Annotated in this window: 8 protein-coding genes; 5 read left to right on the top strand and 3 right to left on the bottom strand. The window is 60.3% G+C overall.

All coding sequences use genetic code 11. The features are described from left to right. Window positions 1-206: 206 nt before the first annotated feature. Both RGV33_RS01695 and glnA read right to left on the bottom strand, forming a co-directional pair. On the bottom strand, window positions 207-743 hold the full coding sequence (locus RGV33_RS01695; protein ID WP_322142849.1) for a chorismate mutase: 537 nt from the start codon (window positions 741-743) through the stop codon (window positions 207-209). Between the two features lie 189 nt (window positions 744-932). After that, the gene (glnA, locus tag RGV33_RS01700; RefSeq protein WP_322142850.1) at window positions 933-2,339 is read right to left on the bottom strand and encodes a glutamate--ammonia ligase; all 1,407 of its coding nucleotides are present in this window, start codon (window positions 2,337-2,339) and stop codon (window positions 933-935) included. A 333-nt stretch (window positions 2,340-2,672) separates the two neighbouring features. Here glnA and thiI point away from each other — a divergent pair, with 333 nt between their 5' ends. Both thiI and typA read left to right on the top strand, forming a co-directional pair. Continuing rightward, window positions 2,673-4,127: a tRNA uracil 4-sulfurtransferase ThiI gene (gene thiI, locus RGV33_RS01705; protein ID WP_322142851.1), complete on the top strand. Its 1,455-nt coding sequence runs from the start codon at window positions 2,673-2,675 to the stop codon at window positions 4,125-4,127. 139 nt (window positions 4,128-4,266) lie between these two features. Then, window positions 4,267-6,087 (top strand): translational GTPase TypA, encoded by a 1,821-nt coding sequence (gene typA, locus RGV33_RS01710; RefSeq protein ID WP_088425892.1) that lies wholly within the window; start codon window positions 4,267-4,269, stop codon window positions 6,085-6,087. Window positions 6,088-6,270: 183 nt separating this feature from the next. On the opposite strand, the gene RGV33_RS01715 is transcribed toward typA, so the two are convergent. Then, window positions 6,271-6,705 (bottom strand): YkgJ family cysteine cluster protein, encoded by a 435-nt coding sequence (locus RGV33_RS01715; RefSeq protein WP_063033501.1) that lies wholly within the window; start codon window positions 6,703-6,705, stop codon window positions 6,271-6,273. 235 nt (window positions 6,706-6,940) lie between these two features. On the opposite strand from RGV33_RS01715, the gene RGV33_RS01720 reads away from it, so the two are divergent. The 3 genes from RGV33_RS01720 (at window position 6,941) to RGV33_RS01730 (ending at window position 14,440) form a co-directional block, all read left to right on the top strand. Then, window positions 6,941-9,391 (top strand): glycogen/starch/alpha-glucan phosphorylase, encoded by a 2,451-nt coding sequence (locus RGV33_RS01720; RefSeq protein ID WP_322142852.1) that lies wholly within the window; start codon window positions 6,941-6,943, stop codon window positions 9,389-9,391. Between the two features lie 169 nt (window positions 9,392-9,560). Beyond that, window positions 9,561-13,085, top strand: coding sequence for a DUF2339 domain-containing protein (locus RGV33_RS01725; RefSeq protein ID WP_322142853.1), 3,525 nt, complete (start codon window positions 9,561-9,563; stop codon window positions 13,083-13,085). Next, window positions 13,085-14,440 (top strand): DUF3999 domain-containing protein, encoded by a 1,356-nt coding sequence (locus RGV33_RS01730; RefSeq protein ID WP_322142854.1) that lies wholly within the window; start codon window positions 13,085-13,087, stop codon window positions 14,438-14,440. Before RGV33_RS01725 ends, RGV33_RS01730 begins: the two co-directional genes overlap by 1 nt. Window positions 14,441-14,520 lie beyond the last annotated feature (80 nt).

The following is a 14,520-nucleotide window of genomic DNA, read 5'->3' on the forward strand; positions in this document are numbered from 1 at the left end:
ACCAAAATGGGCTGGGTAAGTGGGAAGGGTGCAACCTATTGCACCAATATAGTGCGGTTTTGAAAGTTCTGTTCAGGAACTCGTTTCACTAAAACCTGTGGGAGCTGGCTTGCCAGCGATAGCTGACCACCAGTTGGTATTTCGGGTGCTGACACACCGCTATCGCAGGCAAGCCAGCTCCTACATTTTTGATTGGGTTCGCAGGTTTAGTTCTTGTAGACGCATAGTTCGGCGGTGGCGCGGATCATTGCTAACTGGTGCAACGTATCTCGGGATGGCTGGTGATTAGCCTGGGCCAGCCATTGTGGACATTGTGGGTTGCTGCGCTCGGGGGTGAAGTCTGCAAGCTGTTGCAGCAGGCGCTTTTGCAGCAGGTCCAGTTCAGGGCGAATTTGGCCGACCAGATCCGGGCGCGGGTCATTGGGTGCCTTGCCTTGCAGCCGCCAGTCGGACAGGTGGGCGTATTGCACCAGTTTGTTCGCTTCGATCTGGGCCGAGAAAAACTGCTCGGCCTGCGCCGGTGCCAGTTTGTAGCTCGGCGCCTGGGCAACGACACTGGCGATCACGTCCTGCTCCCGTGCACGGTCTTCGACGGGCTTGTGGCTGTCCCATTTGCTCAGGGCCACCTGGTCGGCAATCGCCAGGCGTTCGGCAATGCTGTCGAGCAGTGGGGCGAGGGTGGGTGGTGCTGCGAATACATTGGCGCTGATGGCCAGCAAGATGAACCCAAGTTTGAATTTCAAGGCAGATTCCTCTTCTGCAGGAGCGAGCTTGCTCGCGAAGGTCGTTAACGATAACGCGTAAATATTGAAGAAATGCGGTGCCTTTGGATTTTTCGCGGGCAAGCCCGCTCCCACAGGGTTTTGCGGGCAAAAAAAAGACCTCCCGAAGGAGGCCTTTTTCATCACGCCACGTTAAGCGGCGCTACCGGATCAGCAGCTGTAGTACAGCTCGTATTCCAGTGGGTGTACGAAGGTGCGGACCTTGATTTCTTCTTCGCTTTTCAGGGCGATGTAGGCATCGATAAAGTCGTCGCTGAACACGCCGCCTTTGGTCAGGAACGCACGGCCCTTGTCCAGCTCTTCGAGGGCTTCTTTCAGGCTGCCGCACACTTGTGGGATCTCTTTGGCCTCTTCAGGCGGCAGGTCGTACAAGTTTTTGTCGGCGGCGTCGCCTGGGTGAATCTTGTTCTGGATACCGTCCAGGCCGGCCATTACCAGGGCTGCGAAGGCCAGGTACGGGTTGGCTGCCGGATCCGGGAAGCGGGCTTCGATACGGCGAGCACGAGGGCTGGACACGTAAGGAATACGGATCGAAGCGGAACGGTTGCGAGCCGAGTAGGCCAGCATTACCGGCGCTTCGAAACCTGGGACCAGACGCTTGTAGGAGTTGGTCGACGGGTTGGTGAAGCCGTTCAGTGCCTTACCGTGCTTGATGATACCGCCGATGAAGTACAGGGCAGTGTCGGACAGGCCGGCATAACCTTCGCCAGCGAAGGTGTTCTTGCCATCTTTGGCGATGGACAGGTGAACGTGCATACCCGAACCGTTATCGCCGTACAGTGGCTTAGGCATGAAGGTAGCGGTACGGCCGTAGGCATCAGCCACGTTGTGTACGCAGTACTTCAGGGTCTGAACTTCGTCAGCCTTGGCTACCAGGGTGTTGAACTTCACACCGATTTCGTTCTGGCCGGCAGTTGCCACTTCGTGGTGGTGAACTTCGATGACCAGGCCCATCTCTTCCATGGCGTTGCACATGGAGGTACGGATTTCGTGGTCGTGGTCGAATGGCGGAACCGGGAAGTAACCACCTTTGACGCCTGGACGGTGGCCTTTGTTGCCGCCTTCGATGTCCTGGTCGGACATCCACGAACCTTGTTCAGAGAAGATCTTGAACATGGAGCCAGAGATGTCGGACTTGAACTTGACCGAATCAAAGATGAAGAACTCTGGTTCCGGACCTACGAATACGGTGTCGCCGATACCGGTCGACTTCAGGTATTCCTCGGCACGCTTGGCGATCGCACGTGGGTCACGGTCGTAGCCTTGCATGGTCGAAGGCTCGATCACGTCGCAGACGATGATCAGCGTTGGGTCTTCGGTGAACGGGTCGAGTACGGCGGTGCTGTCGTCCGGCATCAGGATCATGTCGGAAGCTTCGATGCCTTTCCAGCCAGCAATGGAGGAGCCGTCGAACATTTTGCCTTCTTCGAAGAAGGCGTCATCCAGCGCGTCGCGAGCCGGCATGGTCACGTGGTGCTGAGTGCCTTTTGTGTCCGTGAAGCGCAGATCAATCCATTTGACGTCATGATCTTTGATGAGTTGAACCGACTTCGACATAGTGTCCTCCGGGTGGCTTCGGGCTGGGGTAGTGGAGTAGCCCTTAGAATGTGGGTGATGCCGGCGCGAATACTCGACCAAGGCAACCTGCCTCACAAGAGAGCAAATTGCATGCCAGTGCCCCGACATGGGTTTTTTGCCACAAAATCGCCCCTATAAAGGTGCAATCCGCTGAAACGGAATAAATTTCGCACCGCAATGTAGCGCTTATTTTCATTTATGACCCGTTTTGGTGCGCTAAAGGTCCGTTGCATATTAACTGGTTAAACCTTGAGCGATTTCCGCTATAATCCGCGCCCCCCTTTTTCGGCTGGGCCTGCGCGCGCTGTTTTCATGAAATTAATCGTTAAAGTCTTCCCCGAGATCACCATCAAGAGCCGACCGGTACGGATGCGTTTCATCCGTCAATTGGCCAAAAACATCCGTGCCGTGCTCCGCGATCTGGACCCGGCTGTGGTGGTGAATGGTGTGTGGGACAATCTCGAGCTGGAAACCCGCCTCACAGACCCCAAGGCCTTGAAGGACATGACCGAGCGCCTGAGCTGCGTGCCGGGCATCGCTCATTTCCTGCAGGTTGACGAGTACCCGCTGGGCGACTTCGATGACATCACCGAAAAGTGCAAACAGCACTACGGCGATGTGCTGGCCGGCAAGGTTTTTTCGGTGCGTTGCAAGCGCGCCGGCAAGCATCCGTTCACCTCCATGGATGTAGAGAAATACGTTGGCAGCAAGCTGCGTCGCGAGTGCGGCGCCGCCGGAATTTCCCTGAAAGAGCCGCAAATTGAAGTGCGCATGGAAATTCGCGACCAACGGTTGTTTGTGATTCACAGCCAGCACAACAGCATCGGCGGCTACCCGCTGGGTGCACTGGAACAGACTCTGGTATTGATGTCCGGCGGTTTCGATTCCACCGTGGCGGCCTACCAGATCATGCGCCGCGGGCTGATGAGCCACTTCTGCTTCTTCAACCTGGGCGGGCGTGCACACGAATTGGGCGTGATGGAAGTCGCGCATTACATCTGGAAGAAGTACGGCAGCTCGCAACGGGTGCTGTTTGTCAGCGTACCGTTTGAGGAAGTCCTGGGAGAAATTCTCGGGAAAGTCGATAACAGTCATATGGGCGTAGTATTGAAGCGTATGATGTTGCGCGCTGCGTCGCGAATCGCGGATCGGCTGGAAATCGACGCACTGGTCACCGGTGAGGCGATTTCCCAGGTGTCCAGCCAGACCCTGCCGAACCTGTCGTTGATCGACTCTGTGACCGAGAAGCTGGTATTGCGCCCGCTGATCGCCAGTCACAAGCAAGACATCATCGACCTGGCGACCCAGATCGGCACGGCGGATTTCGCCAAGCACATGCCGGAATATTGCGGGGTCATCTCGGTGAACCCCAAGACCCACGCCAAGCGCAACCGCGTGGAGTACGAAGAACAACAGTTCGACATGGCGGTGCTCGAGCGTGCGCTTGAGAACGCCAAACTGGTGCCGATCGATCGGGTTATCGACGAGTTGGGCCAGGATTTGCAGATCGAAGAAGTCAGCGAGGCTCTGGCCGGTCAGATCATCATCGACATCCGTCACCCGGATGCCGCTGAAGACGAGCCGCTGGAAATCGCTGGCATCGACGTACAAACGTTGCCGTTCTATGCATTGAATGCGCGTTTCAAGGAACTGGATGACAGCCGTCAGTACCTGTTGTATTGCGACAAAGGCGTGATGAGTCGCCTGCATGCCCACCATTTGCTCAGTGAGGGGCATGCCAATGTGCGCGTTTATCGACCGAGCTAAGAGCCCGGGGCTGTTTGCCTGTGGCCTGCGTCACCGGCCCCCCGACTCTGCCGTCAAGCTGTAACGGCAAGGCCTGACTCTACTGTTAATCGCTGCCACGACCTGTCAGCACACCGAATCCTCTGATCGAGATACACAAGTGATCGAAAATCTACGCAACATCGCCATCATTGCTCACGTTGACCATGGTAAGACCACCCTGGTAGACAAACTCTTGCGTCAATCCGGCACCCTGGAGCGCAACGAGCTCAACGACGAGCGCGTGATGGACTCCAACGACCAGGAGAAAGAGCGCGGTATTACCATTCTGGCGAAAAACACCGCCATCAACTGGAACGGCTACCACATCAACATCGTGGACACCCCGGGCCACGCCGACTTCGGCGGCGAAGTTGAACGCGTAATGTCGATGGTTGACTCCGTTCTGCTGCTGGTTGACGCTCAAGACGGCCCTATGCCGCAAACCCGTTTCGTGACCAAGAAGGCTTTCGAAGCCGGCCTGCGTCCAATCGTGGTAATCAACAAGGTTGACCGTCCAGGCGCGCGTCCGGACTGGGTTCTGGACCAGATCTTCGACCTGTTCGACAACCTCGGTGCCACCGAAGAACAGCTGGACTTCAAAGTCGTCTACGCCTCGGCCCTGAACGGCATTGCCGGTCTGGAACACACCGACATGGCTGAAGACATGACCCCGCTGTACCAGTCGATCGTCGACAACGTACCTGCGCCGAAAGTCGACCGCGATGGTCCGTTCCAGATGCAAATCTCCGCACTGGACTACAACAGCTTCCTGGGCATCATCGGCGTTGGCCGTATTGCTCGTGGTCGCGTCAAGCCGAACACTCCGGTTGTGGCGATCGATGCTGATGGCAAGCGCCGTAACGGCCGTATCCTGAAGCTGATGGGTCACCACGGTCTGCACCGTGTAGACGTTGAAGAAGCAGCTGCCGGCGACATCGTCTGCATCAGCGGCTTCGACCAGCTGTTCATCTCCGACACCCTGTGCGACCCACAGAACGTTGAAGCGATGAAGCCGCTGACCGTTGACGAACCAACCGTTTCGATGACCTTCCAGGTTAACGACTCGCCGTTCTGCGGCCGTGAAGGCAAGTTCGTCACCAGCCGTAACATCAAAGAGCGTCTGGACAAAGAACTGCTCTACAACGTTGCCCTGCGCGTTGAAGAAGGCGACACCGCCGACAAGTTCAAAGTCTCCGGCCGTGGTGAGCTGCACCTCTCGGTACTGATCGAAACCATGCGTCGCGAAGGCTTCGAAATGGGTGTTGGTCGTCCGGAAGTGATCATCCGCATGGTTGACGGCGTCAAGCACGAACCGTACGAAAACGTGACCATCGACCTGCCGGAAGAATCCCAGGGTTCGATCATGGAACAGATCGGTATCCGTAAAGGCGACCTGACCAACATGGTTCCGGATGGCAAGGGCCGTGTGCGCCTTGAGTACAACATCCCGGCGCGTGGCTTGATCGGTTTCCGTAACGAGTTCCTGACCCTGACCTCCGGTGCAGGCATCCTGACCTCGATCTTCGACCGTTACGACGTGATGAAGTCCGGCGACATGTCCGGCCGTCAGAACGGCGTGCTGGTTTCGGTGGCTACCGGTAAGGCGCTGACTTACTCGCTGGAAACCCTGCAGGCTCGCGGCAAACTGTTCCTGGGTCACGGTGAAGACGTGTACGAAGGTCAAATCGTCGGCATCAACAGCCGCGACAACGACCTGGGCGTTAACCCAACCAAGGGCAAGAAGCTCGACAACATGCGTGCCTCGGGTAAAGACGAAACCATCGCTTTGGTTCCGCCTATCCGCTTCACCCTGGAACAGGCTCTGGAATTCGTTCAAGAAGACGAATTGTGCGAAGTCACTCCTAAGTCCATCCGTCTTCGCAAGAAGATCCTGGGCGAAAGCGAGCGTACCCGCGCTGCGAAAAAATCCGGTAACTAAGTCTCTTAGTTAGCGGCAAAAAAACGCCCCCGACCGCAAGGTCGGGGGCGTTTTTGTTTGTCTGGGGTTTGTGTGGTGATTGTCCCGGCCCCATCGCAGGCAAGCCAGCTCCCACATTTGGAACGCATTTCAAATGTGGGAGCTGGCTTGCCTGCGATAGCTATCTGCAAGGCAACAAAAAAATTAGAATTTGTCGAGCGTCCGATGATTAGTCTCACGCACCACTTCCTTCGGCTTATAGGCGCAATACCCCGGCCGCGGTCCGATTTTTGGGTGATTGCGGCAAGTATCCGGGCGCTTGTCATAAATAGTGCAGAAACGGCTCTTACGATCCAGGTACAGGCAGTCGTTGTTGCTCATGCGCTGCAGGGTAAAGATCTCGGATTTGGCGTTGAAGCGCTCCACGATGCCTTCTTTCTGCAAGCGCTTGGCGATGTTCTTCGGCGGGTCGCCACGCTCGAACTCATCGACGATGCCGATGCGGATCAGGTCCTTGATCTTCACCTCAACCGGCAGGGTGCAGCAGCTCGACACGCAGCCGCCACACATATGGCTTGAGTATTTCTGCCAAGTCTCGAGACGGTCGAGTTCCGCGGCGGCGATCAGTTGAGGCTTCATCAGGTTTCCAAGAGGGGTGTTATCCGGCGCGGGATCATACCGGAGTTGGTGTTTTTTTGAACAATATCTTGCGGGTTTCAGCTCGAAGGCTACCCCGGGCCACAAACGGGCACGGCCCCTGCATCTATTTCACGTAAAGGTGAATGAGTTAAAAAACTGCCGAACCAGAGCGTCTACCGTCTGTCAGACCGTCTAGGCTCTAGCAACTCCTTCTATCTCGCCCGAGGTCGCATCGATGTCTCAGGAACCGCTTGTACGAGAAGCAGAGGTAGCCGCATTTCGCGATGCCGTCTTGACCAAACTTACCTACGCGGTGGGCAAGGACCCCGACCACGCCTTCGACCACGACTGGTTCGAGGCCATCGCACTGGCCGCCCGCGACCATATGGTCGACCACTGGATGGACCACACCCGGCACATCTACCGCAAGGGACAGAAGCGGGTCTATTACCTCTCGCTGGAATTCCTGATCGGCCGGCTGCTCTACGACAGCCTGAGCAACCTCGGCCTGTTGGACGTGGCCCGTGAGGCCATGAGCGAGCTGGGTGTGGACATGGAGCGCATTCGCCTGCTGGAGCCCGACGCGGCCCTGGGCAACGGTGGCCTTGGGCGCCTGGCAGCGTGCTTCATGGAAAGCATGTCGACCCTGGGCATTGCCGGCCACGGCTATGGCATTCGTTATGAACACGGCCTGTTCCGCCAGGCGATTGTCGATGGCTGGCAGCAGGAGCAAACCGAACGCTGGCTGGATTTCGGCAACCCGTGGGAGTTCGAGCGGGCTGAAGTGATCTACCCGATCGGTTTTGGCGGCAGCGTGGAAACCCTGCCGGACGCTTCCGGCAAATTGATTCAAGTCTGGACACCTATCGAAACCGTGCGTGCCGTGGCCTACGACACCCCGGTAGTCGGCTGGCGTGGCGCCAGCGTCAACACCTTGCGCCTGTGGCGTGCCCGGGCCGTGGAAGACCTGCACCTGGAACGCTTCAACGCCGGTGACCACCTGGGCGCCGTTGCCGAAGTGGCCCGCGCCGAAAGCATTTCGCGAGTGCTTTACCCGGCCGACAGCACCGAAGCAGGGCAGGAACTGCGCCTGCGCCAGGAATACTTCTTCGTTTCCGCCTCGCTGCAGGACTTGCTGCGTCGCCACAAGAACATGCACGGCTCGGTACTGAGCCTGGGCGAACATGCGGCCATCCAGCTCAACGACACGCACCCCTCAATCGCGGTGGCCGAGTTGATGCGCCAGTTGGTCGACCTGCATGACATCCCGTGGGAAGCCGCCTGGGACGTGACTGTCGAAACCCTGTCGTACACCAACCACACCTTGCTCCCGGAGGCGTTGGAAACATGGCCGGTCGGCTTGATGGAACGCATGCTGCCGCGCCACATGCAGATCATCTACCTGATCAACGCCCAGCATATCGACTCGCTGCGGGCCAAGGGCATCCACGACTTCGACGTGCTACGCGCCGTGTCGCTAATCGAGGAAGACAACGGCCGCCGCGTACGCATGGGTAACCTGGCGTTCCTGGGGTCCCACAGCGTCAACGGCGTGTCGGGCCTGCACACTCAGTTGATGCGCAGCACGGTGTTTTCCGAACTGCACAAGCTCTACCCGGACCGCATCAATAACAAAACCAACGGCATCACCTTCCGCCGCTGGCTGTACCAGGCCAACCCCAAGCTCACCGCGATGCTGGTGGAAGCGCTGGGCCCGGACATTCTCGACAACACCGAAACCCGCCTGGTGGAGCTGGAACCCTTTGCCGAGAAGCAAGCGTTCCGCAAAGCCTTCGCCGAACAGCGTTTGCACAGCAAGCGGGCGCTGGCCGATATCATTCACGAGCGCTTGGGGATTTCGGTCAACCCGGCGGCGATGTTCGATGTGCAGGTCAAGCGGATCCACGAGTACAAGCGCCAACTGTTGAACCTGCTGCACACCGTCGCGCTGTACCAGGCGATCCGTGCCGAGCCGGGAACCGACTGGGTACCTCGGGTGAAGATCTTCGCCGGCAAGGCGGCTGCCAGCTATCACCAGGCCAAGCTGATCATCAAACTGACCAACGACATCGCCCGTACCGTCAACAACGACCCCACTGTGCGTGGTTTACTCAAGGTAGTGTTCCTGCCCAACTACAACGTCAGCCTGGCGGAAAGCATCATTCCGGCGGCCGATCTGTCGGAGCAGATTTCCACTGCCGGCTTTGAGGCTTCGGGCACCAGCAACATGAAGTTCGGCCTCAATGGTGCGCTGACCATCGGCACCATGGACGGCGCCAACGTCGAGATGCACGAGCGGGTGGGCGCTGATCACATGTTCATCTTCGGTCTCAGCGCCCAGCAGGTCGAAGCGCGCAAACACGCGGGTGAGTTCAATGCCGGGCCGGACATCGCGGCGTCCCATCGCTTGAACGATGTGCTGCAAGCGATTCGCGGCGGGGTGTTCTCGCCGGATGATCCGGGCCGCTATGCCGGCCTGGTGGACTCGTTGATCGACTACGATCGCTTCCTGGTCTGTGCCGACTTCGATTCCTACTGGGATGCCCAGGCGCGGGTCGAGGCTCACTGGCACGACTCCAAGGAGTGGTGGCGCTCGGCGGTGCTCAATACCGCGCGCATGGGTTGGTTCTCGTCGGACCGGACCATCCGGGAGTACGCGACAGAGATCTGGAAAGCGTTGGATTAGACACCGCAGATCCCGCTGCTTTGTGTGGGAGCTGGGCTTGCCTGCGATAGCATCACCCCGGTGTTACTGACAAACCGCGGAGATTGCATCGCGGGCAAGCCCACATTTGGGTTGTGTCGATATACTAAGCCTCGGTTTGCCCGCGTCGGGTTGCTTAGGGATATCGACCATGCAATGGATTTTCATGCTGATTGGCCTGGTGCTCGGCTGGACACTCGATGAGTCGTTCAGTGATGCGGGCATAGGTGCGCTGCTGGGTTTGGGCATTGGCCAGGCGATTCGCCTGTCGATGCTAGCCTCGCGTACGGATGAGCAGGCCCGTCAACTGGAGTCCGCCAGGGGCGCCCTGAAGCTGGTCGAGCAACGCCTGGCCTTGCTGGAAAGGCCTGCCGCTGTTGAAACCGCCGAACCCATCGTCGTCGAAGAACCGGTACCGGCGCCGCCCGAACTCGTCTGGGAATTGCCCGCCGAACTGCAAACGGCCTACGCCACGGTCGCCACCGAAACCAGCCAGCCGTTGCCGGCTGACGCCTGGAGAGTTGAGCCAAGCCTCCCCGGGCAACCTGCCGCGCCTGCGGTACCTCGCGGCCCCAACGTCATAGAACGCGCCATCAGCGGTGCTCGCAATTGGCTGTTCGGCGGCAACACTGTGCTGCGGGTCGGCGTGGTGCTGTTGTTCCTCGGCCTGGCGTTTCTGCTGCGCTATGCCACTGAAGGCATGGTGGTGCCGATCGAGCTGCGTTACGCCGGTGTTGCCGGCTGTGCACTGGCCTTGCTGGGACTGGGTTGGTGGCTGCGGCTGCGCAACAGCAATTACGGGTTGATGCTGCAAGGCACCGGCATAGCCGTGCTGTACCTGACGGTGTTCGCTGCGATGCGCCTGCACCCGCTGCTCGATCCTGGCGCGGCCCTCGGCTTGCTGGTGGCGGTCACGGTGTTCTCGGCGATCCTGGCAATTACCCAGGACGCCCTCGGCCTGGCTTGCGCCGCCGCACTCGGAGGTTTTGCCGCACCGATCCTCACATCTACCGGCGCCGGCAACCATGTGGCGCTGTTCAGTTACTTTGCGCTGCTTAACGCCGGCATCCTCGCCATCGCCTGGTTCAAGGCCTGGCGCCTGCTCAATTTGATCGGTTTTGTCGGCACCTTCGGCATCGGCTTCGCGTGGGGCATGCGCTCCTATACGCCGGAGCTGTTGTGGAGCACCGAGCCGTTCCTGATTGTGTTTTTCCTGATGTACCTGTGCATCGGCCTGCTGTTCGCCCGGCGCAAGTTGCTGGAGATGCGCGACGCGCCGGACGATGACAGCCGTGGCGCGTTGCTGCGCTGGTCGGCGGCCAAGGGCGACTATGTGGACGGCAGCATGCTGTTTGGTCCGCCGCTGGTGGGCTTCGGGCTGCAGTTTGCGCTGGTGCAGCACCTGGCGTTTGCCGCTGCATTCAGTGCACTGGCCCTGGGCATTATCTACATGGGCCTGGCCCGTTTGTTGAGTGGCGGGCGCGCTTTGCTGCTGGCGGAAACCTGCCTGGCACTGAGCGTGATCTTTGCCAGCCTGGCGATTCCCTTGGGCCTCGACGCGCGCTGGACTGCGGCGGCCTGGGCGGTGGAGGGCGCCGGGATCTTCTGGCTCGGCTTGCGCCAACAGCGGCCATTGGCGCGGGCGTTTGGCTTGCTGTTGCAAGTCGGCTCGGCGCTGGCGTTCCTCAGCGAATTAGGGGTTGGTGACACCAGCCTGTTGGACGGCGCGCCGTTGGGTGCATTGTTGCTGGGCGCCGCATTGCTGTTCAGTTTCTACCAGTTACGCAACGCCCCGGATGAGCACGCTGCGCAGTGGGAGCGTCGTGGCTTGCCGGTGTTGGCCAGTGTCGGCCTGGGCTTCTTATACCTGCTCGCGCCGTTGCTGTTGTTGACCCAAGGCACCGCGATCAGTTGGGCGATTGCGGGCCTGGCCACTTTGCTGGTCGGCCTGCGCATCGGCTCGCGCACGTTCCTCTTCACCGCGTTTGCCGTACAACTGCTGGGCGGGGCGCTGTTCCTGCTGCGCTTGAAGGCGGGCGCCGACTCGGGCGCCGTGTTCAGTGCCGGTTGGAGCGGCTTGCTCACCGCCTCGCTGATTGGCCTGGCGTTGATCGGCGGCATGCTGCTGGCAGCGCGCGACACGATGGTGCGCAGCGACGTGCGGTTGTTGCGTGGCCTGTCAGTGGTGCTGTTGGCCGGGCTGGTGCTGATCAACCTCGCGGTGCTGTTCGTACTGCCGTGGCAAACCGCCAGCGGCGTGTGGGCGGCCAGTGGTTTGTTGATCATCTGGCTGAGTCTTTACCTGCAACAGCGCGTCAGTTTTGTGTTCGGGTTGCTGCTGCAAGTGATCGGTGGTGCTTCGTTCCTGATCGCGGTGCCCGACTTGCTCGGGCCGCTGACCAGCGAGGGTTTGCGTCCCCTTGGCCATAGCGGTTTCTGGACGCCGATGGTGCTTGGGCTGGCGGCGTTGGTCGGTGCGTGGCGTTTGCAACGTCGCCCCCATGCGCCGGCGTTCGAGACGCTGAGTTTGCAGCGCTTGTCCGACGTGCTGCTGGTGTGGGGCGCGGGCTGGTGGACGTTGGCGTTGGTCAGTGAAGTACTGCGCTTTGCGCCACCGTTGCTGCAAGGCACGTGGTTGTTGGCGGTGGCGGCGATGAGTGTGGCGATCTGGGCGCTGCTGGCCCTGCGGCTGCAGTGGGCGTCGCTGGGCTTGTTGTGCACGCTGTTGATGCCGGCGGCGGGCGTGGTGCTGCTGGGCGCGTGGGGTTCGCGTTATCACCCGGCGGCGAATTTCGCCTGGTTGGCGTGGGCGGCGGTGTTTGCGGTGCACTTCGTGTCGCTGCGGCGCCTGGCTCTGGTCATCCCGGAAAAAGCCCTGGGCGCTGCGCACGTGCTCGGCTGCTGGCTGCTGATCGGCGTGCTGGCGCTGGAACTGCGCTACGGGCTGTTGCTGCTGTCTGAGGAATACAACGCATGGCGCTGGCTGGGCTGGGCAATTCTGCCGAGCCTGTACCTGGTGCTGGCCGCCGCGCCGCGCACTTGGCCATGGCCGGTGTCGGCCTACCCGCGCGAGTACCGGTTGTATGCCGCGTTGCCTTTGGCAGTGCTGATGCTCGGCTGGTTCTGGCTGGCGAATACCTTCAGTGACGGCACCGCCGAGCCGCTGCCGTATGTGCCGCTGCTTAATCCGCTGGATCTAGGATTGTTGTTTGCGCTGCTGGGCGTGTACCTGTGGTCCCGTAGCGCTGCACCGCAACGCGGGCCGCGTGCCGAGATGATCGCCCAGGCTGTCGCGGGTGTTTCGCTGTTCGCCTTCTTCACCGCGTTGGTGATGCGCACGGCTCACCATTGGGGCGGCGTGCCGTTTCATCTGGATGCGCTGTTGGAGTCGATGCTGGTGCAGGCCGGACTGTCGATCGTCTGGACCCTGATTGCCCTGAGCCTGATGATCGGCGGCCATCTGCGTCATCGGCGCGAGGTGTGGCTGATCGGTGCGGCGCTGATTGCGGTGGTGGTCGCCAAATTGTTCTTCGTCGAATTGAGCAACCGTGGCGGGCTGGCGCGGATCGTATCGTTTATCGGTGTGGGCGGGCTATTGCTGGTGGTGGGCTATTTCGCCCCGCTGCCGCCCAAGCGCGCCGAGCCAGTGGTTGAAACTGAAGGAGTGGCCTCTTGATGGGCAAGCTGAGTGTGGCGCTGTTGGGGTTGTGCACAACGTTATCGGCCTGGGCCCAGGAAACGCCCGCCGATTTCAGCACGCGAGTGCCGCTGACGGTCAGCGGCGAAGGCCCGTGGTACCGCCTGGAGCTGCCGCTGGCGGTGCAATTGAGCGCCCGTCAGGCCGACCTGAGTGATGTGCGGGTGTTCAACGCAGCCGGCGAGCCGCAGGCCTACGCGCTGGCACGGCAGTCGGCGCAAAGCACTGAAAGCCGCAGCCTGGCCAACGTGAAATGGTTCCCGCTGTACGCTGCCGCCGACTCCACTGAAGCCGTGCCCAGCGTGCGTGTGCAATCCACCTCAACCGGCACGCTGGTGCAGGTGCAGCCACCAAGCCAGCTGGAGGCGGGCGAAGAAGTACTGCGCGGTTGGCTGCTCGATGCGAGTGCGATCAAGGCGCCATTGCAGCAACTAATCCTCGACTGGACCAGCGAGCGCGACGGCTTCCAGCGTTTCAGTATCGAAGCCGGCGACGACTTGCAGCACTGGCGTTCGTGGGGCGAGGGGCAGGTGGCACGGTTGTCGTTTGCCGACGAGCGCGTCGAGCAGCATGAAGTGAGTTTGCCGGGGCAATCGGCGCGTTATCTGCGCCTGCTCTGGAAAGGCCAGGCAGCACCGGCGTTGACGTCGGCGCAGTTGGAAAGTGTCAGCGCCCATAGCTTGCCAGCGCCGTTGGTGTGGTCGCAGCCACTCTCGGGTAGCCGTCTCAAGGCGGGAGAATACAGCTGGCAGTTGCCCAACGCACTGAACGTCGAACGTCTGCGTATCGACCTGAGCCAACCCAACAGCCTGGCGCCGGTCACCTTGTCGGGCCGCCGGGAGAGCAATCAGGCCTGGCAGCCCTTGAGCAGTGGTTTGCTCTACCGGCTGACGCAAAACGGCCAGGACGTTTTACAGAACGAATTGCAGTTGCCGGGCCAGGCGGTTGCCCAGCTCAAGCTCGACGTGGACGAACGCGGCGGCGGCTTGGGTGTGGAGGCGCCGACCTTGAGCTTCGCAGTGCGCGCCACACAATTGGTGTTCCTGGCGCGGGGTGAGCCACCGTTCACGTTGGCGCTGGGCAATCCGTCGGTGAAAGGCGCGAACTTGCCGCTGTCGACGCTGATCCCGGATTACAGCGCCGAACACCTTGCCGGGCTTGGGCAGGCCAAGGTGGCGGGCGAGGCGGTGGTGACTTCGCCCGCGGTTGCGGCCCCGGTTGAGGCCGGGCCGAACTGGAAAAAACTCGGTCTTTGGGCCGTGCTGCTGCTCGGTGTGGCGGCGCTCGGAGCCATGGCCTACAGTTTGCTGCGCAAGCCGCCGGTGGCACGTTAAATAATGTCCATGAACTCTATTGGGTTTAAATCCTCTGATAGGAGGAAATACGCCCCGACTCGCGTTAAACTGCGCGGGTT

Source organism: Pseudomonas sp. Bout1 (genome assembly GCF_034314165.1).
Lineage (GTDB): Bacteria > Pseudomonadota > Gammaproteobacteria > Pseudomonadales > Pseudomonadaceae > Aquipseudomonas.